This is a genomic window from Microbacterium sorbitolivorans (assembly GCF_003327285.1).
GTDB lineage: Bacteria > Actinomycetota > Actinomycetes > Actinomycetales > Microbacteriaceae > Microbacterium > Microbacterium sorbitolivorans.
This window is the reverse complement of the sequence record NZ_KZ848474.1, coordinates 419,391-440,739: the sequence shown is the minus strand read 5'-3', so window position 1 is coordinate 440,739 and position 21,349 is coordinate 419,391. Positions and strand designations below refer to the sequence as shown.

The 21,349-nt window shown below is 67.9% G+C and carries 19 protein-coding genes and 2 tRNA genes; 13 read left to right on the top strand and 8 right to left on the bottom strand.

Going from position 1 to position 21,349, the window contains the following annotated elements; genetic code table 11:
- The first annotated feature begins 257 nt into the window (after nucleotides 1-257).
- The 8 genes from dnaN (at nucleotide 258) to DTO57_RS07740 (ending at nucleotide 10,682) form a co-directional block, all read left to right on the top strand.
- Nucleotides 258-1,403, top strand: a complete 1,146-nt coding sequence (gene dnaN, locus DTO57_RS07775) for a DNA polymerase III subunit beta (protein ID WP_114117642.1) — start codon at nucleotides 258-260, stop codon at nucleotides 1,401-1,403.
- A 5-nt stretch (nucleotides 1,404-1,408) separates the two neighbouring features.
- A complete protein-coding gene (recF, locus tag DTO57_RS07770; protein WP_114117641.1) occupies nucleotides 1,409-2,584 on the top strand; it encodes a DNA replication/repair protein RecF in 1,176 nt (391 codons plus the stop codon).
- Nucleotides 2,581-3,075, top strand: coding sequence for a DciA family protein (locus DTO57_RS07765; protein ID WP_114117640.1), 495 nt, complete (start codon nucleotides 2,581-2,583; stop codon nucleotides 3,073-3,075). Before recF ends, DTO57_RS07765 begins: the two co-directional genes overlap by 4 nt.
- Nucleotides 3,076-3,194: 119 nt before the next feature.
- Nucleotides 3,195-5,252: a DNA topoisomerase (ATP-hydrolyzing) subunit B gene (gyrB, locus tag DTO57_RS07760; protein ID WP_114117639.1), complete on the top strand. Its 2,058-nt coding sequence runs from the start codon at nucleotides 3,195-3,197 to the stop codon at nucleotides 5,250-5,252.
- Nucleotides 5,253-5,278: 26 nt separating this feature from the next.
- On the top strand, nucleotides 5,279-7,804 hold the full coding sequence (gyrA, locus tag DTO57_RS07755; protein ID WP_114117638.1) for a DNA gyrase subunit A: 2,526 nt from the start codon (nucleotides 5,279-5,281) through the stop codon (nucleotides 7,802-7,804).
- Nucleotides 7,801-8,205 (top strand): DUF3566 domain-containing protein, encoded by a 405-nt coding sequence (locus DTO57_RS07750; protein WP_114117637.1) that lies wholly within the window; start codon nucleotides 7,801-7,803, stop codon nucleotides 8,203-8,205. Before gyrA ends, DTO57_RS07750 begins: the two co-directional genes overlap by 4 nt.
- 935 nt (nucleotides 8,206-9,140) lie before the next feature.
- Nucleotides 9,141-9,965: a type IV toxin-antitoxin system AbiEi family antitoxin domain-containing protein gene (locus tag DTO57_RS07745; protein ID WP_114117636.1), complete on the top strand. Its 825-nt coding sequence runs from the start codon at nucleotides 9,141-9,143 to the stop codon at nucleotides 9,963-9,965.
- A gap of 640 nt (nucleotides 9,966-10,605) precedes the next feature.
- Nucleotides 10,606-10,682: transfer RNA gene (locus DTO57_RS07740), tRNA-Ile, on the top strand.
- 41 nt (nucleotides 10,683-10,723) lie between these two features.
- Here DTO57_RS07740 and DTO57_RS07735 read toward each other — a convergent pair.
- The 5 genes from DTO57_RS07735 to DTO57_RS07715 are packed head-to-tail and all read right to left on the bottom strand — an operon-like array spanning nucleotide 10,724 to nucleotide 15,225.
- Nucleotides 10,724-11,638: an ABC transporter substrate-binding protein gene (locus DTO57_RS07735; RefSeq protein ID WP_114117871.1), complete on the bottom strand. Its 915-nt coding sequence runs from the start codon at nucleotides 11,636-11,638 to the stop codon at nucleotides 10,724-10,726.
- Entirely contained in the window at nucleotides 11,638-12,327 is a 690-nt protein-coding gene (locus tag DTO57_RS07730) for an ABC transporter permease (protein WP_114117635.1), read from the bottom strand. The genes DTO57_RS07735 and DTO57_RS07730 overlap by 1 nt, the downstream gene beginning before the upstream one ends.
- Entirely contained in the window at nucleotides 12,324-12,962 is a 639-nt protein-coding gene (locus DTO57_RS07725; protein ID WP_114117634.1) for an ABC transporter permease, read from the bottom strand. Before DTO57_RS07725 ends, DTO57_RS07730 begins: the two co-directional genes overlap by 4 nt.
- Nucleotides 12,962-13,783 carry an ABC transporter ATP-binding protein gene (locus DTO57_RS07720; RefSeq protein ID WP_114117870.1) on the bottom strand — a complete coding sequence of 274 codons (822 nt, stop codon included), beginning with the start codon at nucleotides 13,781-13,783 and terminating at the stop codon, nucleotides 12,962-12,964. The genes DTO57_RS07725 and DTO57_RS07720 overlap by 1 nt, the downstream gene beginning before the upstream one ends.
- 38 nt (nucleotides 13,784-13,821) lie before the next feature.
- Entirely contained in the window at nucleotides 13,822-15,225 is a 1,404-nt protein-coding gene (locus DTO57_RS07715; RefSeq protein WP_114117633.1) for a dihydrolipoyl dehydrogenase family protein, read from the bottom strand.
- A 408-nt stretch (nucleotides 15,226-15,633) separates the two neighbouring features.
- On the opposite strand from DTO57_RS07715, the gene DTO57_RS07710 reads away from it, so the two are divergent.
- Nucleotides 15,634-15,706 (top strand) — tRNA-Ala (locus DTO57_RS07710).
- 56 nt (nucleotides 15,707-15,762) lie between these two features.
- Here DTO57_RS07710 and srmL read toward each other — a convergent pair.
- Nucleotides 15,763-16,881, bottom strand: a complete 1,119-nt coding sequence (gene srmL / locus DTO57_RS07705; protein ID WP_114117632.1) for a PheS-related mystery ligase SrmL — start codon at nucleotides 16,879-16,881, stop codon at nucleotides 15,763-15,765.
- A gap of 181 nt (nucleotides 16,882-17,062) precedes the next feature.
- The gene (locus tag DTO57_RS07700; protein ID WP_114117631.1) at nucleotides 17,063-18,136 is read right to left on the bottom strand and encodes a 3-deoxy-7-phosphoheptulonate synthase; all 1,074 of its coding nucleotides are present in this window, start codon (nucleotides 18,134-18,136) and stop codon (nucleotides 17,063-17,065) included.
- Nucleotides 18,137-18,411: 275 nt separating this feature from the next.
- Between DTO57_RS07700 and DTO57_RS07695 the strand changes: the two genes are divergently transcribed.
- From DTO57_RS07695 to DTO57_RS07685, 3 genes are all read left to right on the top strand, one after another.
- Nucleotides 18,412-18,663: a DUF4287 domain-containing protein gene (locus DTO57_RS07695; RefSeq protein WP_114117869.1), complete on the top strand. Its 252-nt coding sequence runs from the start codon at nucleotides 18,412-18,414 to the stop codon at nucleotides 18,661-18,663.
- 251 nt (nucleotides 18,664-18,914) lie between these two features.
- The gene (gene erm / locus DTO57_RS07690; RefSeq protein WP_114117630.1) at nucleotides 18,915-19,697 is read left to right on the top strand and encodes a 23S ribosomal RNA methyltransferase Erm; all 783 of its coding nucleotides are present in this window, start codon (nucleotides 18,915-18,917) and stop codon (nucleotides 19,695-19,697) included.
- 2 nt (nucleotides 19,698-19,699) lie between these two features.
- Nucleotides 19,700-20,233, top strand: a complete 534-nt coding sequence (locus DTO57_RS07685; RefSeq protein WP_114117629.1) for a hypothetical protein — start codon at nucleotides 19,700-19,702, stop codon at nucleotides 20,231-20,233.
- Between the two features lie 16 nt (nucleotides 20,234-20,249).
- On the opposite strand, the gene DTO57_RS07680 is transcribed toward DTO57_RS07685, so the two are convergent.
- Nucleotides 20,250-20,627 (bottom strand): winged helix-turn-helix transcriptional regulator, encoded by a 378-nt coding sequence (locus DTO57_RS07680; RefSeq protein WP_114117628.1) that lies wholly within the window; start codon nucleotides 20,625-20,627, stop codon nucleotides 20,250-20,252.
- Between the two features lie 79 nt (nucleotides 20,628-20,706).
- On the opposite strand from DTO57_RS07680, the gene DTO57_RS07675 reads away from it, so the two are divergent.
- Entirely contained in the window at nucleotides 20,707-21,342 is a 636-nt protein-coding gene (locus DTO57_RS07675; protein ID WP_114117627.1) for an NAD(P)-dependent oxidoreductase, read from the top strand.
- Nucleotides 21,343-21,349: the final 7 nt, after the last annotated feature.

Sequence of the window (21,349 nt, the reverse complement as noted above, 5' to 3'; positions counted from 1 at the left end):
TGAAGGCCGCTTCGGCACCCTCTCGAGGTTCCACGATTCATCCGCAGCCCGTCCACAGATCACAACGGTGTAGTTTCCTACTCCCTCGAGGGATCCACAGAGTTATCCACAGTCTCCACAGGTGTTAACGACGTTAAGAGATTTATTTCTCTGTTAAGGGCGATCCGATCACCACAGGCCTGACCGGCCATGCGGGTGTCAGCGGAAACCACTAGCATTGGATCCCCGCGTACCCGCATCTTGAGAGGGAGATTTCCGTGAAGTTCCACGTGAACCGTGACGTCTTCAGCGAGGCTGTCTCGTTCGTCGTCAAGCTGCTTCCGCAGCGCAACCCGCAGCCGATCCTGGCGGGTGTGCTGATCGAAGCAACAGCCGACGGTGCCCTCTCGCTGTCCGCCTTCGACTACGAGGCCTCGGCCCGTACGACGATCGAGGCGCAGATCGACGAGCCCGGCACGATCCTGGTTCACGGCCGACTCCTGAACGACATCGCGAGCCGCCTCCCGAGCGCGCCGATCGAGATCTTCACCGAAGACGACGGCAACGTCGCGGTCGTCTGCGGCCCCGCCCGCTTCGCCCTCGCGTCTATGCCGGTTGAGGAATATCCCGCGATCCCCGAGGTCACGGGCGAATCCGGGCTCGTCCCCGGCGAGGACTTCGCGACGGCCATCTCGCAGGTCGCCTTCGCCGCCTCGCGCGACGACGTCACCCCGGTGCTCACGGGCGTGCAGCTCGCGGTCGCGAACAACTCGCTCACCCTCGTCGCCACCGACCGCTACCGCGTCGCGACGCGTGCGATCGACTGGGACGGCGGCCAGGCCGAGGCCCAGGCGCTCGTGCCGGCCCGCACGCTGAACGAGGTCGGCAAGACCTTCTCGCACGGCGGCAACATCTCGATCGCCTTTTCGGGCGAGGCAGACCGCGAGATCATCGCGTTCACGGCGGGCAACAAGACGGTGACGTCGCTGCTCATCAAGGGCAACTTCCCGCCCGTGCAGCGCCTGTTCCCCGAGCAGACGGGCCACTACTCGGTCGTCTCGACGAGCGAGCTCACCGAGGCCATCCGCCGCGTCGCGCTCGTGCTCGACCGCTCGGCCCCGCTGCGCTTCACCTTCGGCCCGACCGAGGTCACGATGGACGCCGCGGGCGGTGACCAGGCCCGCGCGACGGAGTCGGTCGACGCGACCCTCACGGGAGGCGACGAGGTGACGCTGGGCCTCAACCCCCAGTACCTCCTTGAGGCTCTCGGCGCGGTCAAGAGCGAGTTCACTCGCATCACGTTCACGTCGAGCGACAACGCGAACAAGCTCAGCCCCATCCTCGTGACCGCGCAGACGTCGGTCGAGGAAGCGGCTCACGACAGCTTCAAGTACCTGCTCCAGCCCAACCTGTTGCTGCGGTAATTGCGTTGATCGTCGAGCACCTCAGCCTCGTCGACTTCCGCAACTACGCCGAGGCCGAGCTCGAGCTCCGAGCGGGCATGAACCTGCTGGTCGGCCGCAACGGCCAGGGCAAGACGAACCTGGCCGAAGCGGTCGCCTACCTCGCGACCCTCGGATCCCACCGCGTTTCCGCCGACGCACCCCTGGTGCGCGACGGCAAGAACGCCGCGTTCGTCCGCGCGCGCCTCGCGCACGGATCCCGCCGGGTGATGCTCGAGCTGCAGATCAACAAGCAGGGGTCGAACAAGGCGCGCGTCTCGGGCAACCCCGTGCGCACGAACGAGCTGCCGCGCTACGCGCAGGTCGTGTTGTTCGCGCCGGAAGACCTGACGATTGTGCGCGGGGACCCGTCGGCCCGCCGGCGCTTCGCCGACCAGCTTCTCGTGCAGCGCACCCCGCGCATGGCGGGCGTGCTCGCCGACTACGACCGAACGCTGCGCCAGCGCACGACGCTGTTGAAGTCGGCGCGCGCCCGCGGCATGAAGGTCGAGCAACTGACGACGCTCGAGGTCTGGGATGACAAGCTCATCTCCCTCGGCGCCCAGATCATCGACGCGCGCGACCGGCTCGCGAATGACCTCACGGATCCGCTGAAGGCCGCGTACGCGGCGATCGCCGGCGACGACCACGCGCCAGAGATCGCGTGGGCGACGACGATCGCGGGCGCGGACCCGGAAGAAGACGAGATCGACGGGCACGCGGGCTCCGGATCCACGGAGGAGCAGTTCCGGCAGGCGCTGCTCGCGAAGCGCGCGCAGGAGATCGACCGCGGGCTGACGCTCGTGGGCCCGCACCGCGACGACCTCGTGCTGCGGCTGCGGGGCCTGCCCGTCAAGGGATACGCCTCGCACGGCGAGAGCTGGTCGGTCGCGCTGAGCCTGCGGCTCGCGGCGGCCGAGTTGCTGCGCGCCGAGTCGCCGGGCGGCGACCCGATCCTCATCCTCGACGACGTCTTCGCCGAGCTCGACGCCGCGCGCCGGTCGCGCCTCGCGAGCGTCGTCTCGGGCTACGAGCAGGTCATCGTGACGGCCGCGGTCGCGGGCGACATCCCGGATCCGCTGCGCGAGAACGCCGTGCGCATCGAGGCCGGCCGCGTGCTCGGCCTGCTCGCGGATCACCCGCTCGAGGAGGGCGCGGCGTGAGCGACGAGCGCCCCGCGGGGGTTCCCGAGACGATCGCGACGTACCTGCGGTTGCGCGGGCTGCCGCTCAGCAAGGCCGCGCGCCGCAAGCGCCAGCGCCGCGGGGATCCGGACGGGTCGCAGCCGTTCACGAAGGGGCGGGATCCGGGAACGATCGGCGACGCGATCTCGGCGCTGACGACCTCGAGCGGCTGGACGCCGCAGCTCGAGCGCGAGGAATTGGCGCTGAACTGGGAGACGATCGCGGGCCCGGAGAGCGCGGATCACTCGCACATCGAGACGTTCGCGCAGGGCCTCGTGGTGGTGCGATGCGACTCGACGGCGCGGGCGACGCAGATGCGGATGATGCGCGCGGCGTTCCTCACGCGCATCCTCGAGCTGTACCCCGAGGCGGGCGTCAAGGAGATCCGCTTCTTTGGGCCGGACGTGCCCACCTGGAAACATGGCTTCAGACGCGTTCAGGGGCGCGGTCCGCGCGATACCTACGGTTGAGATGGGATCCGACCCGTGCGGAGGGTTTTTCTCGCGCTAACGGGCCGTCTACGCCGGTTTTCTCGCCTGCAGAGGGTAGACTAAGGGAGTCTGTCCAGACGTGAAGGAGCGACCCCTCTATGACCAGCGAGACCCCTCAGAACGAGCCCGAAATCGGCGTCGAAGAGGCATCCGGTGGCTCCCACAGGGTTGAAGGCGAATATAGCGCCGATGCCATTCAGGTTCTTGAGGGTCTCGAGGCGGTGCGCAAGCGCCCCGGCATGTACATCGGATCCACGGGTCCGCGCGGTCTGCACCACCTCGTCTACGAGATCGTCGACAACTCCGTCGACGAGGCGCTCGCCGGCTACTGCGACACCATCACGGTGACCCTGCTCGCCGACGGCGGCGTGCGATGCGTCGACAACGGCCGCGGCATCCCGGTCGCGATCCACAAGACCGAGGGCAAGCCGACGCTCGAGGTTGTGCTCACGGTGCTGCACGCCGGCGGTAAGTTTGGCGGCGGCGGATACGCGGTGTCGGGTGGTCTGCACGGCGTCGGTTCGTCGGTCGTGAACGCGCTCTCGACGCGGCTCGATGCCGTCGTCAAGCGCGACGGATACGTCTGGTCGCAGGCCTTCTCGGGCGGCGGTCACCCCGAGGGAACCATCGCGAAGGGCGAGGCGACCGAAGAGACCGGCACGACCATCACCTTCTGGCCCGACGCCTCGATTTTCACCGAGACGGTCGAGTTTGACTACGAGGTGCTGCGCACGCGCTTCCAGCAGATGGCCTTCCTCAACAAGGGCCTGAAGATCGAGCTCTACGACGAGCGCGACGGCGCGACCGAAGAGGTCGACAACGCCGAGGGCGAGCCCGAGACGCAGCAGCGCCACGACGTGTTCCACTATGAGAACGGCCTCATGGATTACGTCGACTACCTCAACAACGCCCGCAAGGCCGAGCGCGTGCACGAAGAGATCATCAGCTTCGAGTCGGAGGACACCGACCGCAAGATCTCGGCCGAGGTCGCGATGCAGTGGACGACGTCGTACAACGACAACGTCTTCACCTACGCGAACACGATCAACACCCACGAGGGTGGCACGCACGAGGAGGGCTTCCGCGCCGCGCTGACGAGCCTCATCAACCGATACGCGCGCGCCAATAACCTCCTCAAGGAGAAGGACGACAACCTCACGGGCGACGACGTGCGCGAGGGCCTCACGGCCGTCGTCTCGGTCAAACTCGGCGAGCCGCAGTTCGAGGGCCAGACGAAGACCAAGCTCGGCAACACCGAGGCCAAGGGCTTCGTGCAGCGCATCGTCACCGACGAACTCGGCGACTGGTTCGAGCGCAACCCGCAGCAGGCGAAGACGATCATCCGGAAGGCGATCGACGCGGCCTCGGCGCGCATGGCCGCCCGTAAGGCGCGCGAGACGGCGCGCCGCAAGAGCGTCTTCGAGTCCGCCGCGATGCCCGACAAGCTGAAGGACTGCACGAGCAAGGATCCGTCGATCTCGGAGATCTTCCTCGTCGAGGGTGACTCAGCAGGCGGATCCGCGGTCGACGGCCGCAACCCGCTGACGCAGGCGATCCTGTCGCTGCGCGGCAAGGTGCTGAACGTCGAGCGCGCGCGCATCGACAAGGCGCTCGGCAACAAGGAGATCCAGGCGATGATCCAGGCCTTCGGCCCGGGCATCGGCCCGGAGTTCGACATCGAGAAGGCGCGCTATCACAAGATCGTGCTCATGACCGACGCCGACGTCGACGGTCAGCACATCACGACGCTGCTGCTCACGCTGCTGTTCCGCTACATGCGCGGGCTCATCGAGGCCGGCTACGTGTTCCTCGCGATGCCGCCGCTGTACCGCCTCAAGTGGACGAACGCCGACCACCAGTACGTGTACTCGGACCGCGAGCGCGACGAAGCACTGGAATTGGGCCGCGAGCGCGGCTGGCGCCTGCCGAAGAGCACCGAGGGCGGCGTGCAGCGCTACAAGGGTCTCGGCGAGATGAATGCCGAGGAGCTGTGGGACACCACGATGAACCCCGAGACGCGCACCCTCCAGCAGGTGACGATCGACGACGCGGCCGCGGCCGACGAGATCTTCGCCGTTCTCATGGGCGACGACGTCGAGTCGCGCCGTAACTTCATCCAGCGCAACGCGAAGGACGTCCGCTTCCTCGACATCTGATCGAGCGCGGATAGAGAGATACAGACATGACTGACGAAGAACGTCCCGACGTCAACGAAAACCACAACCACGGCCGGATCGACCAGATCGATCTGCAGGAGGAGATGAAGCGTAGTTACCTCGACTACGCGATGAGCGTGATCATAGGTCGCGCGCTCCCCGACGTGCGCGACGGCCTGAAGCCCGTGCACCGACGCGTGATCTACGCGATGTACGACGGCGGCTACCGCCCCGACAAGTCGTTCTCGAAGTGCGCCCGCGTCGTCGGCGACGTAATGGGTCAGTACCACCCGCACGGCGACAGCGCGATCTACGACACCCTCGTGCGCCTCGTGCAGCCGTGGGCCATGCGCTACCCGATGGCGCTCGGCCAGGGTAACTTCGGCACCCCGGGTAACCAGGGCGCCGCCGCCCCGCGTTACACCGAGACGAAGATGGCCCCGCTCGCGCTCGAGATGGTGCGCGACATCGAAGAAGACACCGTCGACTTCGAGGACAACTACGACGGCCGCACGAAGGAGCCCACCGTACTGCCGGCGCGGATCCCGAACCTGCTGGTCAACGGATCCGTCGGTATCGCGGTCGGTATGGCGACGAACATCCCGCCGCACAACCTGCGCGAGGTCGCCGACGGCGCCCTCTGGGCGCTCGACAACCCCGAGATGCCGCGCGAGGAGATCCTCGCGGGCCTCATGCAGCGGATCCCGGGCCCCGATTTCCCGACGAAGGCGCTGATCCTCGGCAACAAGGGGATCCAGGAGGCGTACCGCACGGGTCGCGGATCCATCCCGATGCGCGCGGTCGTCAACGTCGAAGAGATCCAGGGCCGCACCTGCCTCGTCGTGACCGAGCTGCCGTACCAGGTCAACCCCGACAACCTCGCGGTGAAGATCTCGGAGCTCGCGCGCGACGGACGCGTGCAGGGCATCGCCGACATTCGCGACGAGACGTCGGGCCGCACCGGCCAGCGACTCGTGGTCGTGCTGAAGCGCGACGCCGTCGCGAAGGTCGTGCTCAACAACCTCTACAAGCACACCGACCTGCAGTCGAACTTCTCGGCCAACATGCTCGCGATCGTCGACGGCGTGCCGCGCACGCTGCCGCTCGACCGCTTCATCACGCTGTGGATCGCCCACCAGCTCGAGGTCATCGTCCGCCGCACGCAGTTCCGCCTGCGCAAGGCCGAAGAGCGCATGCACATCCTGCGCGGATACCTCAAGGCGCTCGACGCGCTCGACGAGGTCATCGCGCTGATCCGCCGCTCGCCCACGGTCGACGAGGCGCGCGAGGGCCTGAAGGACCTGCTCGAGATCGACGACATCCAGGCCGACGCGATCCTGTCGATGCAGCTGCGCCGCCTCGCGGCCCTGGAGCGCCAGAAGATCATCGACGAGGCCAACGAGCTCGAGGCGAAGATCGCCGACTTCAAGGACATCATCGCGAGCGAGCCGCGCCAGCGCGACATCGTCAAGACCGAGCTGACCGCGATCGTCGACAAGTACGGCGACGACCGCCGCACCCAGATCGTGCACGGCTTCGACGGCGACGTCTCGATGGAAGACCTCATCGCGCAGGAAGAGGTCGTCGTCACGATCACGCGCGAGGGCTACGTCAAGCGCACGCGCAGCGACCTGTACCGCAGCCAGCACCGCGGCGGCAAGGGCATCAAGGGCGCGCAGCTGCGCGCCGACGATGTCGTCGAGCACTTCTTCGTCACGACGACGCACCACTGGATCCTCTTCTTCACGACCGCGGGCCGCGTGTACCGGGTGAAGGCGTACGAGCTTCCCGAGGCCGGCCGCGACGCGAAGGGCCTGCACGTGGCGAACCTGCTCGCGCTGCAGCCCGAGGAGCAGATCGCCGAGGTCATCGAGCTCAAGACGTACGAAGACACCGAGTACCTCGTGCTCGCGACCCGCAACGGCCTCGTCAAGAAGACGCGCCTCAGCGAGTACGACTCGAACCGCCAGGGCGGCATCATCGCGATCAACCTGCGCGAGGGCGACGAGCTCGTCGACGCGATGCTCGTGAACGGCGACGACCACCTGCTGCTCATCAGCCGCAAGGGCATGTCGCTGCAGTTCCCGGCGTCGGACGACTCGCTGCGCCCGCTCGGACGCTCGACGTCGGGCGTGAAGGGCATGTCGTTCCGCGAGGGCGACGAGCTGCTCTCGGCCTCGGTCGCGCGCCCCGGAACCTTCGTATTCACCGTGACTGACGGCGGCTGGGCCAAGCGCACGGCCATCGAGGAGTACCGCCAGCAGGGCCGCGGCGGCCTGGGTATTAAGGTCGCCAAGCTCCACGACGACCGCGGCGAGCTCGCCGGAGGCCTGATCGTGGAGGAAGACGACGAGGTTCTCGTCGTTCTCGCCAAGGGCAAGGTGGTACGCTCGGCCGTTGCCGAGGTGCCCGCGAAGGGACGTGACACGATGGGAGTCGTGTTCGCCCGTCCCGACAAGGGCGACCAGATCCTCACGATCGCTCGCAACAGCGAGCGTGGCCTGGGTGAGGACGAGGCAGAAGAAACCGAAACCCCTGAAGGTGGCGAATGAGCACGGTAGCTGACAAGCTGGCGAAGAAGTCCCCGCAGAAGAGCTCCTCGAAGCAGGTGCGGCTGCGTCTGGTGTACATCGACTTCTGGTCGGCGGTCAAGCTGTCGTTCCTGGTCGCCATCGCGATCGCGATCGTCACGCTCGTGTTCTTCGTGCTGCTGTTCCTCGTGATCGAGTCGACGGGCCTCATCGCCCAGGTCGACGAGTTCATCGGCAGCTTCAGCGGCGGACGCTTCTCGATCGCCGCGACCGTGGGCCTGCCGCAGGTCTTCGCGTTCGGCTCGGTCGTCGCGATCCTGAACCTCATCGTGGTGACGGTCATGGGTGCCATCTCGGCCGGAATCTACAACATGTGCGTCAAGATCACGGGCGGCCTGCTCGTGGGGCTGACGTCTAACTAAGCCTGAGCGCGGCGCCCCGGACCCTGTGGGTTCGGGGCGTTTTGCTTTTGCTCTTGTGTGCACGGATGTCGGAGAAATCACGGGAGTCGGAGGGTTTGGGCTGGGGCTTCCGAGTTTGGTGATTCTTCCGAGTTCGGTGTCGGGGCGGGGCTGCGCGGCGGCCCTGAATGTCGGAGAAATCACGAGGCTCGGAGGCTTTCGGGCAGGATCCCCGAGTCTCGTGATTTCTCCGAGGCTGGTGCTCTGTTCCGCCGGCAGCGCGGCTAGCCGCGGGCGCCGCGGGCGCCCGGATGTCGGAGAAATCACGGGAATCGGAGGTTTTGGCACAGGATCCCCGAGTCTCGTGATTCTTCCGAGTTTGGTGGCGGCGGATCCGGCGTCGGTGGGCGCGGATCCGGGGTGCAGCTCTCGGAGTCGCGTCCGTTCGTATATGAGGGCGGGCGGTACGAATATCGGAGAAATCACGAGTATCGGACCTTTGCGCTGAGGATCCCCGAGTCTCGTGATTCTTCCGAGTCTCGTGGCGGATCCGGCGCTGCGCGCGGCGCCGATGACGGATCCGGCGGGCGCGCGGCCCATGCGGCGGAGGCCGCAGGGTGGCACGAGTATCGGAAAAATCACGGGAGTCGGAGGTCTTGGGGCAGGGGCTCCGATTTTCGTGATTCTTCCGAGTTTGGTGGGCGGGCGTACACGCCGCGGGCGCCCCGGATGTCGGAAAAATCACGAGAATCGGAGGCTTTGGGGCAGGATCCCCGAGGGGCGTGATTCTTCCGAGTCTCGTGGCGGCGGATCCGGCGCCGGCGGGCGGCGCGGATCCCGGGTTTTTCGGGGTTCGCGGGCGCGCGGAACGATACACAGGCCGAATATGCGCTGATCTCTCCACAAAATGGCGGATCGGCGCGAGGCGCGTGCGGGCAACGGCGCAGAGTGTCTGCATGGAGTTGTACGAATACCTCTGGGCACACGGCGGCGTCGCTCGCATGTCGGCACTCATCGACGCAGGAATCCGGCGCAGCGAGATCCGGCGCGCGATCGCGGAGGGGCGCATCGATAGGATTGCGCGCAGCTGGGTGGCGCTGCCCGATGCGGATCCGGCGCTCGTCGCTGCGGCGCAGATCGGCGTGACGATCACGTGCGTTTCGCAGGCAGAGCGCTACGGCCTGTGGACTTTCGGCACCGACGAACCTCACGTCGCGGCGCCACCGAACGGCCGGCTCAATCGCCCGACGACAGCGCACGTGCACTGGAGCAAGCCGCTCATGGACCGCTCACCCGATGTCCTCGAGGACGGCATCATCAACACCCTCGCCGTCGTCGCCGCCTGCCAACCGTTCGAGAAGGCGCTCGTCGTCTGGGAATCAGCGGCGCGCAAGGAACTCGTCGTGCACGAAACGCTCGATCGGCTCCATTTCGGCCCGCAGGGCCGGCGGATCCTCGACGAGATGAGCTGGTATTCGGATTCGGGAATCGAAACGGTCGTCATCCCGCGGCTGCGATGGCTGCGGGTGCCGATGCGCCGCCAGATCTCGATCGCGGGGCACCGCGTGGACCTGCTGATCGGCGATCGCCTCGTGCTGCAGATCGACGGCGGGCATCACGTCGACGCCCAGCGCACGGAGGATAACCGCCACGACGCGCAGCTCATGCTCATGGGCTACCACGTGATCCGCGTCAGCTACATCCAGATCGTGAACCGCTGGCACGAGGTGCAGGACATGATCGCCACCGCCGTCGCACAGGGTCTCCACAAGATCCGCTGACGCCACGAGACTCGGAGAAATCACGAGAGTCGGAGGGTTTCGGGCAGGATCCCCGAGCCTGGTGATTTTTCCGAGATTGGTGCGCCCGGATCCGGGGCCGAAGGCGGTTCCCGGGGGCGCGTGGGTGCCACGGGATTCGGAGAAATCACGAGAGTCGGAGGGATTCGGTCAGGATCCCCGAGTTTCGTGATTCTTCCGAGCTTCGTGCCAGGATCCCTTCGTGGCGCACCAGGTCCGGCGAATCTCGGCCAGAGTCTCCGCGTCTCGTGAGTGTTCTGGCCGCGGGGATTTGGCGGCGTGGAGCGTGCGCGCGGCGCACCAGAGTCGGAAGAATCACGAGGGTCGGAGGTTTGCGCACTGAGTCCCCGAGTTTCGTGATTTCTCCGACTCTCGTGCGCGGGGATCCGGCGCGTGGCGCACGGGGATCGGAAGAATCACGAGAATCGGAGAGTCTCGCCCAGGATCCCCGAGTTTCGTGATTTATCCGACTCTCGTGACGCGCTGCGCGTGCGCTGCGCGCCCAGCGCACGCCCCGTACCCACCCCACAACCCCGCGACGCGCCCGGGGTGCGGCGCCGGTTTGGGCTCCGCCGGGCGATCGAGTATTGTTTTAAAGGTTGACGGCCGTAAGGTCAGATGCGGGGCTATAGCTCAGGCGGTTAGAGCGCTTCACTGATAATGAAGAGGTCCCAGGTTCAAGTCCTGGTAGCCCCACCACCACGAGGGCCCGAGCGAATTGCTCGGGCCCTCGAGTCGTTTTAGCCGAGGTCGTTGTCGGCGAGCCAGCCCTCGGCGATCGTGGCCGCGGGCGACTCGTCGTCGACCGACTGGGCGTTGAGGGCCACGAGGTCCTCCGCCGTCAGGGCCGCCGAGACCTTGTTGATGATCGCGGCCGCGTCGTCGTCCACGGCGTCGGACACCACGGGAACGACCTGCGAGGCGAGGAACAGGCCCTCGGGATCCTCGAGGGTCACGAGGTCGCCGCTCGCGAGCGCCGGATCCGCCGAGTAGAGGTCGACGAGCTGCACCTGGTCGTCGCGCAGCGCCTTCACGGTGAGGGGTCCGCCGGAGTCCTCGATCGGGGTGAACGCGACGTCGACGCCGTAGACGCTCTTCAGGCCCTTGGGGCCGTAGGGGCGCACCTCGAGCTCGGAGTTTCCGCCGAGCGTCAGGCCGTCGATGCCGGCGAGGTCGGCGATGCTCGTGAGGCCGTTCTCGTCGGCGAAGCTCTTGGTCACGACGTACGAATCCTGGTCGCTCGCCGACGACTGCTCGAGCACGCGCACGCCGTCGGGCATGGCTTCGGCGAGGGCGTCATACACGGCCTGACTCTCGGTCGCGGTTGCGTCGGCGTCGAGGTACTGCAGCAGGTTGCCGGTGTACTCGGGGAAGACGTCGATCTTGCCGTCCTCGATCTCGGGCATGTAGACCTCGCGCTGGCCGATGCGCATCTGGCGGTCGACGTCGTATCCGCCGGCCTCGAGCGCCTGCGCATAGATCTCGGCGATGATCTCGTTCGAGTAGTAGTCCTGCGAGCCGACGACGAGCGCGGATCCGCCGTCCGATCCGCCCGAGTTATCCAGCGGATCCGCGGACGAGCACGCGACCAGCGCGCCCGCCCCGAAGAGGGCGAGCCCGACCGTCGAACCGACGCGGAGCAGGGTCTTATTCATCATGATGCTGTCCTTCTCGATGGGGATGCAGTAGGAAAGGCGTGCCGCGCCGCGAGGCGCTGCACGGCGGCGAAAACGAGCTCGAGCGCGAGCGCGAGCAGAATTACTAGGAGAGAACCCGCGAGCATCTGCCCGTAATCCTGCGTCTTGAGCCCGGTGAAGAGATATCGGCCGAGGCCGACGTTGGCGGTGTAGGCGGCGAGGGTCGCGGTGGCGACGACCTGTAGCGTCGCGGCGCGCGCCCCGCCGACGATGACGGGCAGTGCGAGCGGGATCTCGACGCGCCAGACGACCTGGGACCCGCTCATTCCGATCGCGCGCGCCGCCGAGGTCGTCTCGGCGGGCACGCTCTGGATCCCCGAATAGGCGCCGGCGAGAAGCGACGGCACGGCGAGGATGACGAGGGCGACGAGCGGCGGCCCGATGCCGATGCCGAGCCAGAGCCCGACGATGGTGAGCACACCGATCGTCGAGAGCGCGCGGGCGGATCCGGCCACCGCCCCGATCACGGCGCCCCCGTATCGCGTGCGGCCGAGCAGGGCGCCGGTCGGGAGCGCGATGACGCCGGCGATCGCCAGCGCGAGGGCAGTGAGCAGCAGGTGCTGCCCGATGCGCATGGGGATCCCGCCAGACCCCTGCCAGTGGCCGGGATCGGCGAGCCACGCGATGGCGTCGGCGAAGAGGTTCATGCGCGCGCCCTTCGCCAGGGTGCGAGGACCCGGCCCGTCAACAGGAGCAACCCGTCGAGCGCGAGCGCGAGGGCGGCGGTGACGAGGATGCCGGTCGCGACCTCGCTCGTGATGCCGCGCTGGAAGCCATCGGTGAGGAGGCTACCGAGGTTCGAGATGCCGACGAGCGCTCCGATGGTCGCGAGACTGATCGTCGAGACGGTCACGACTCGCACGCCGGCGAGGATCACGGGGAGCGCGAGCGGGAGGTCCACGCGCCAGAACATGCCGATAGGGGAATATCCGATTGCGGTGGCCGATTCGCGCACGGACGTATCGACGGAACGGAATCCATCGACCACGCTGCGCACGAGAAGGGCGGTTCCATATACGGCAAGCGTGATGATCATATTCGTGCTCGAGCGCAGCGGAACCCCGAGGAGGACGGGGATCACGATCAGCATCGGCAGCGCCGGGATCGCGTAGAGCAGTGCTGCGGCGCTCGTGAGGGATCCGCCGAGCCGTGGCCGCCTTTGTGCGAAGCGCCCGAGCGGCACGGCGATGAGGATCGAGAGCGCGATGGCGGGCAGGCTTAGGGCGAGGTGCTCGCCGATCAGTGAGAGCACCTGAGGCCAGTTCTGCGACAGCCAGGTCATCAGTCGATAACCCCGAGCGGTCGCCCGAGCGGGTCGAAGACGATGCGGCGACCGTCGACATCGCGCGTCGAGAGGGGCGTCTCGCCCGCGGATCCGCCGATAAAGTCGCGCACGAAATCGTCGGCGGGGTGGGTGAGGATCTCCTCGGGGGATCCGTGCTGGGCGATGCGACCGCCGCGCACCGGATCCGTGCGGAACACGACGACGTTGTCGCCGAGACGGAACGCCTCGTCGATATCGTGCGTGACGAACAGGATCGTCTTGCCGAGCTCGCGCTGGAGCCGCAGCAACTCCTCCTGCAGGTCGCGGCGCGCGAGCGGGTCGACGGCGCCAAAGGGCTCGTCCATGAGCAGGATGTTGGGATCCGTCGCGAGCGCCCGCGCGACGCCGACGCGCTGCTGCTGCCCGCCCGAGAGCTGGGCGGGGTAGCGGCGCCCGAGTTCCGGATCCAGGCCCACGAGCGCGAGCATTTCGCCCGAACGGGCGAGTGCGTCGCGCTTCCGTTCGCCGTTCAGGACCGCGACGGTTGCGACGTTCTCGGCGACGGTTCGGTGGGGAAGGAGCCCGCCGTTCTGGAGGACGTATCCGATCGATCGGCGCAACTGCACGGGGTTGCGCGCGGCGACCTCGTCGCCGTCGATGAGCACGCGGCCCGAGGTGGGCGCAACCATGCGGTTGACCATGCGCAGGAGTGTCGTCTTGCCGCAGCCGGAGGGCCCGACGAACACCGTGATCTGGCGCGACGGAGCGGCAAGCGCGAAATCCTCGACAGCGGGACGGCCATCGCCGTACCTCTTTGTTACTGCGTCGAATTCGATCATCGATGTCGTCTCCATTCGGGCCGCGCTCGCCGCGTGGCTCAGTCGGGTCGGCCGTCGGCTTCGAGAAGCCTGAGCCAGATCTCGCTCATCGTCGGGTAGGCGGGCACCGCGTGCCACAGGCGGTCGATCGGCACCTCGCCGACGATCGCGATCGTGGCCGCATGCAACAACTCTGCCGCATCCTGGCCCACGAAGGTCGCTCCGACGACGATGTTTTTCGCGTTGTCGATCACGAGCTTCGCGCGGCCGGAGTAGTCGTCGGCGTGCAGCGCGGATCCGGCGACGCGGCCGAGATCGTATTCGACCGCCCGCACATCGAGGCCCGATTCGCGCGCCTGGCGCTCGGTGAGGCCGACCGCAGCGAGCTCCGGATCCGTGAACACGACGCGCGGGACGGCCGCGTTGTCGGCGGTCGCGACGTGCGCGCCCCAGGGCGCGTCGTCGAGCGCGGATCCGTTCAGCCGCGCGGCGATCGCCTCGCCGGCGGCGCGCGCCTGGTACTTGCCCTGGTGGGTGAGGAGCGCGTGGCCATTGATGTCGCCGACCGCGTAGAGCCAGTCGGTTCCGTCGACGAGCAGGGTGTCGTCGACGGCAAAATCCTCGGGCACGCCGACGGTGTCGAGGCCGAGATCGAGCGTGTGGGGGCGGCGACCGGTCGAGACGAGGATCTCGTCGGCTTGCAGCTCGGATCCGTCGTCGAGCGCGACGGTCACGACGCCGTCGCCGGCGCGGTCGACGCGGGTGGGTGAGGATCCGATCCTCACGTCGACGCCCTCGGCGCGGAGGGCATCGGCGATGAGCTTGCCGGCGAAGGGCTCCTCCTTCGAGAGGAGGGGGCCGCGCGAGAGCAGGGTGACCCGTGAACCGAGCGAGGCGAAGGCGAGCGCGAGCTCGGATCCGGCGACCCCGCCGCCCCACACGACGAGGCGCGGCGGCACGTGATCAGCGGAGGTCGCCTCGCGGGTGCCCCACGGATCCGCGTCCGCGAGGCCGTCGACGTCGGGGAGGACGGGCACGGATCCGGTGGCGAGCGCGACCGCGCGGGCGGTATAGACGCGGTCGCCGACCCGCACGCGACCGGATCCGTCGAGCCGCCCGCGGCCGCGGATCAGGTCGATTCCGGCGGAGGCGACCCAGTCGGCCTGGCCGGAATCGTCCCAATTGCTGGTGAAGCTGGTGCGGCGGGCGAGGACGGCGGCGGCGTCGAGGGATCCGGCCGCGGCCTCGCGGGACCCGGCGACGCGGCGCGCGGCCCGCAGGGCGGATCCGCTACGGAGGAGGGCCTTCGAGGGCATGCATGCCCAGTAGGAGCACTCGCCGCCGACGAGGTCTTCCTCGACGATGGCGGCGCGGATGCCGCGCTTGGCGGCGTAGTCGGCGACGTTCTCGCCGACGGGGCCACCGCCGATGACGATCAGGTCGTAGTCGTGCTCGGTACTCATGCGATCTCCTTCTTCAGCATCATGCTCAGTCGGATGGCCGAGACCAGGAAGAACACGGCCCCGATCGCCGCGTACCCCGCGGCACCCGCAATCATTGCACTTCCCTGGAGGCCCTGGAAGAGGAACCCGGCTCCGGCGAAGACCGAGATGCCTCCGAGAACATCTGAGCGACCTGTCCACCGCCGCGGCCGAGGAACAGTTCAACGTGGCCGGCATCGGCAAGGCGGTAGCTCATGATTCTGCGCGACGGAGCGAGGATCAACGATTACCTCGTGAGGCGGCCTCGGTGGCGGCGACGCTCGCGGAGTCTTTCGAATCGGTGTTAGACCGCTGAGAACACGACTCGCCGATTTTGCGGGCGCTCAGCGCAGCCGGTAAGGTTGTTCGAGTTGGGCACACGTGCCTAGCGGGGCCTTAGCTCAGTTGGTAGAGCGCCTGCTTTGCAAGCAGGATGTCAGGAGTTCGAATCTCCTAGGCTCCACCGTTCCCCCGGTCGGCCCAGCCGACCGGGGGCTTTGCATTGTTGGACTGTGCCCCTCAGATCAGCTCCATCACCGGCCCCACGTGCACCGCCGCGTAGATCCGATTGTGGAGCGCGTTCGCCTGTTCCGAGGTGAGCGTGCGATCGATGGGGCGCAGCAGGATCCGCACGAGCAGGTTCACCTGCCCCGCTTCGATGCCGAGGCGGATCCGCGCGGCCGCGGGCAGTTCGTCGTGCGCCGTGCGGCTCAGCACGTCGAGCGATTCGGCGACGTCGGCGTCGTCGCCGAGCGCGACGCGCACCCGGTCGCCGAGAGTCTCCTCGTCCTCCTCCTCGGCGACGACGATTGAGATGTCGCGCCGTGCGAGCGGCAGCGGCGACACGTGCTGCCATGGATCCAGTGTCAGCATCTGCGACGCGATGCGTGGATCCGCGGCGCGCAGGTACCGGATGTCGGATATGCCCTTGCGCAGCATGAGCGCGCGCTCGAGCCCCATGCCGAGCGCGAGCCCCGACCATCGTTCGGGATCGAGCCCGGATCCGCGGAGCACGTGGGGGTGGATCCGCCCGCACTCGGCGAGCTCCAGCCACTCGCCGCCGTGGAGCACGTCGATCTGCCGGCCGCCGACCGTGTACGGGTGCTCGACGTCGGTGACCTTCCACTCCGCGCCGGGCAGCACGGTCTCGACGAGCCGGGCGATCATGTCGAGCATGTCGCGGTCGTCGGTGTCGGGTGCGCTGCGGATCCGCCAGAGATCGACCTGGTGCGGCTCGCCGGCGTGGCTGCGGTCGACGGCGTCGCGCCGATAGACGAGACCCGGGGCGACGATCAGCTCGTCGACGTTGGTGCGCTCGCCGTAGCGCTCGAGCGCCGTCGGCAGCTGTGCGCTCGTGTGGCTACGCAGCATCACGGTCGAGCTGATGTAGCGCGTGTATCGCCGGGCGCGCGTGACGTCGCCCGGTTCGTAGCCGAGCCGATCGTAGTTCTCGCGCACCGGCACGATCGGCGAATCGCGCACGTAGCGGACGGTGCTCCGCCACTCGGCGCTGAGGGCGCCGACGATGTCGTCGAGCAGCACCTGGATGGCGTGGGGTCCTTGCGCCGGATCGGTGAGGTCGCGCAACGTCAGGGCGCGCGTGATGAGGTCGGGGGTCAGGTAGTCGGCGTGCGACATGCGATGGTCTCCGTGAGAAAGTTAAGCGGGTCGGTGGGAGATTCCCCCGGCCGCGCCTGCGGAGACCGAGTGCGCTAGCAGCGCGCGTCGAGTGCCCCGCGGCTATTTCCCGGCCGGGGGCATCGAAATCGCATGTACCTGATCACAGTTCCATCCTCTGCAGTTCGGGCGATCGCCCGCGTCAGACCGCCCGCCGTGCGCGCACGGCGGCGGCGAGCTGCTCGAGGGCGGTGGCCGAGGCGTCCCAGCCCATGCAGGCGTCGGTCACGCTCTGCCCGCGCACGAGAGCGGCGGGGCCGACGGTCACGTCGAGCTTCTGGGCGCCGGCGACGAGGTTGCTCTCGAGCATGACTCCGGCGAGGGCGTGCGAGCCCGCGGCGATCTGGGCGGCGAGCTCGCCGGCGACCTCGGCCTGGCGCACGTGATCCTTTCCGCTATTGCCGTGGCTCGCGTCGACGACGAGGTGGGTGCCGCGGCCGGCGGCGTCGAGGCGCTCCGACGCGCGCCGCACGTGCTCGGCGTCGAAGTTGGGGCCGTCGGCGCCGCCGCGCAGGATGATCGAGGTGTCGGGGTTGCCGGTCGTCGAGACGAGGCTCGCGCGGCCATCGGATCCGATGCCGAGGAAGGCCTGCGGCGCCGACGCTGCGGATGCGGCATCGAGCGCGACCTGCAGCCCGCCGTCGGTGCCGTTCTTGAAGCCGATCGGCATCGAGAGGCCGCTCGCGAGCTGGCGGTGGATCTGGCTCTCGGTCGTGCGGGCGCCGATGGCTCCCCACGAGATGAGGTCGGCGGTGTACTGGGGGCTGATCGGCTCGAGGAACTCGGTGGCGCAGGGCATGCCCATGCCGGTGACGTCGCGCAGGAAGGCGCGGGCCATGCGCAGGCCGGTCTCGATGTCGTGGCTGCCGTCGAGGTGCGGGTCGTTGATGAGGCCCTTCCAGCCGACGGTGGTGCGGGGCTTCTCGAAGTAGGCGCGCATCACGATGAGGAGGTCGTCGCGGTGGTGCTCGGCCTCGGCGGTGAGGCGCTCGGCGTATTCGAGGCCGGCCTCGGGATCGTGGATCGAGCAGGGGCCGACGACGACGAGCAGGCGGTCGTCTTCGCCGTTCATGATGGCGCGCACTTCGTCGCGGGCGCGGGCGACGAGGGCGGCGCGCGCGTCATCGATGGGCAGCTCGCTCGCGATCTCGTCGGGCGAGGGGAGGGTGGCGCTGCTCGCGACGTGAACGTCAGAGGTGGAATCGAGGGTCTTCATGGTGGGGATCCTGTCCTGATGAGGGAGCGGACCCACGCAGAGCCCGCCGAAACGGCGAAAGCCAGAGCAAATGCTCTGGCTTGTCGGCTCTGAAGGTGTTGGTACGCGCTACGTCAGCGCCGGCCCTCCAGAGCCGACTCAAAATACGCATACCAACGGGTGATCATGAGAGAGACACTACCCCATCGGCCCGGTGCGCGCGTCGAGCTCGTACCCGAGACGTAAGGACGCGTGTTCCGGATGCGGCGGGAGCAACGAGAACTAGCATGGACGCCATGACCGAACAACACCGTGTGACCGCGCCGACGCCGTCGCCCGGCGAGAAGCTCAAGGGCCCGGCCTCGTACTTTCCGAGCATCGAGAAGACGTACGGCCGACCCGTCCAAGAGTGGCTCGACCTCGTTGCGGATCGCCTGGACTCGCAGCGCCACATGGAGGTCGTCGACTGGCTCAAGTCCGAGCACGGCATGGGTCACGGGCACGCCAACGCGATCGTCGCGTATGTGAAGGCGAAGCTCGCCGACTGACGCGGGTTCGTCGCTACCTTCGCTCTACGAGCCCGGTCTTGCTACATTGTGTGCCATGGGTTTGATCATTTCAGGCGCGACGTTCGACGCGCCTTGCTACACCTTTCGTGACCGCCGCGCCTGACGGCGCGTTGATGGTCATGTAAACGCTCTCGCGCGTCGTTCCCGGATGTCCTGCACCCGGAAGCGCGTCCGCTGTGCTCTCGCACGCCCGCTGACGGGTGCTCCCTTCCTTCGAACGGAGCGCGCATATGCGACCCCACGCCCATACGGGTGGCCGTCACGAACTCGGCCAGAACTTCCTCATCCACCGTCCGACGATCGAGCACCTGACCGCACTGGTGTCGAGAACCGACGGATCCATCCTTGAAATCGGCGCCGGGGATGGCGCCCTCACCGAACACCTCGTTCACCTCGGACGTGATGTACGTGCCATCGACATCGATGCCCGTCGCGTGGCACGCCTCCGTTCGAGGTTGCCCGGAGCGGCCGTTCACGTCGGCGACGCCTTGCGCGAGCCTTTCGACCGTCGCGTCCTCGTCGGGAACATCCCGTTTCACCTCACGACGCCCATCCTGCGGCGGATGCTGAGTCACGGCAGCTGGAGTGAAGCCGTGCTGCTGACGCAATGGGAGGTGGCGCGCAAGCGCGCCGGGGTCGGCGGTGCCACGATGATGACCGCCCAGGCCGCACCGTGGTTCACTTTCCGCCTCGAGGGCCGAGTAGCGGCTCGGCATTTCCGTCCGATGCCCGCCGTCGACGGCGGCATCCTGGTGGTCGCGCGTCGCCCGCGCCCCCTGATCCCCTCGCGCGACCGGCGCCGGTATGAGGCGTTCATCGGCGCGGTTTTCCGCGGGCGGGGGAGAGGCATGCAGCAGATCCTGCGTGGATCCGGGCACTCCGTTTCGTCGGCGCAGCGCGCGTTGAGCGAGGCGGGCGTCTCCCGGGCTGCTCTGCCGCGCGATCTCCGCGGCGAGCAATGGGCCGTGCTGTGGAACCGGCTCGAGGCGGGTCCTCGAGGTGAAAAAATGTGAGGATGGCACGTTCATCGCATGGATCCCGGTCGCGCATCACGGATCGGGACGTCGACATCGACACGGTTGCCGCGCGCGTGCGGGAGCGCGTGTACGTGACCTTCGCCGTGTTGGCCGTGCTGCTCACGCTGAACCTGCACCCGGAGCAACTCACCGCGGGGTCGGCGGCCCTGAGCATGACGATCACGACGGGCGGAACGGTCGTCGCCGCGTTCGTCGCCGAGGTCATCGCGCACCTCGCGGTGCACGCGGAGCTGGCCCGCGGCGAGACCCTCAAACACATGGCGTCGACGAGCCTCGGCACCGTAACGGTGATCGTGATCCCGTTGCTCCTTCTGGGTGGAGCGGGGCTCGAGTGGTGGAGCGTGCACACCGCGCTGCTGTGGGGCGCGGGCGTGCTCGTCGCCTCACTCGTCGTGATCGGGTGGCTCGGGCTGCGGCGCACCCGCATCGCGTGGTGGCAGAAGTTGCTCGCCCTGGTCATGCTGGCCGGCGCGAGCTCGCTTGTGATCGCGATCAAGCTTCTCGCGCACTGATAACGCCCCTACCGGGTCACGCGCCAGCCTCCTGGTGCGCGATGCGCGCGTCGAGCACGCTGCCGAGGTGCTCGATCGACCACTCCTCGAGCGCCTTCAGTGGGGCGCGGAGGCTCTGTCCGACGTCGGTGAGCGCGTACTCGACCTTGATCGGAACCTGCGCGGTCACGGTGCGCGAGACGAGGCCGTCCTCTTCGAGGCTGCGCAGCGTTTGCGTCAGCATCTTCTGCGAGATGCCCTGGATCCGCCTGCGGAGCTCCGAGAAGCGCACGGCGTCGTCGCCGAGCGCGCCGACGATGAGGACCGTCCACTTGTCGCCGATGCGATCGAGGATCCGCCGGGTCGGGCAGTCCTGCTGGTAGGGATTTCCCACGAGGGTCGATGTGGTTACCAAAAAGTGCCTACTTCCCGAAGGGTTTCTAGTCACTTATCGTAACTAGTGGACATCAACCCCCACAAGAAGGAGTCTCATCGTGGCATCCATCCTCGTCATCGGCGGCACGGGCTACGCCGGATCCCACATCGTCAGCGAGGCGGTCTCGCGCGGCCACGAGGTCACCCTCGTCAGTCGCAACGAGCCCGCCGAGAAGATCGACGGCGTCACCTACCGAACAGGCGACCTCACTGAGCAGGTACCCGACCTCACCGGGATCGATGTTGTGGTTGCGGCGCTCTCGCCGCGTGGATCCAACGAGGGCGCGCTTCGCGGCGCATACGGATCCCTCGCGAAGGCGGCCGCCGAGGCCGGTGCGCGCTTCGTCGCGATCGGCGGCTTCAGCTCGCTGCGCCCGGCCGAGGGCGCCCCGCGCTTCGCGGAGGCGGGCGAGATCCCCGCGGAGTTCGCTGCGGAGGCGACCGAGATGAACGCGATCCTGGGCGACCTGCTTGCCGACGACTCGCTCGGTGAGTGGGTCTTCGTCAGCCCCGCCGCGGAGTTCGGCGCCTACGCCCCCGGCGAGAAGCTCGGTCACTACCGCACCTCGCACGAGGTCGCCCTCTTCGACGCCGACGGCACCTCCGCGATCAGCGGCGCCGACTTCGGCGCGGCGGTCGTCGACGAGATCGAGAAGCCCACGCTCCAGCGCGGGCAGATCAGCTTCGCGTACTGATCCTGAA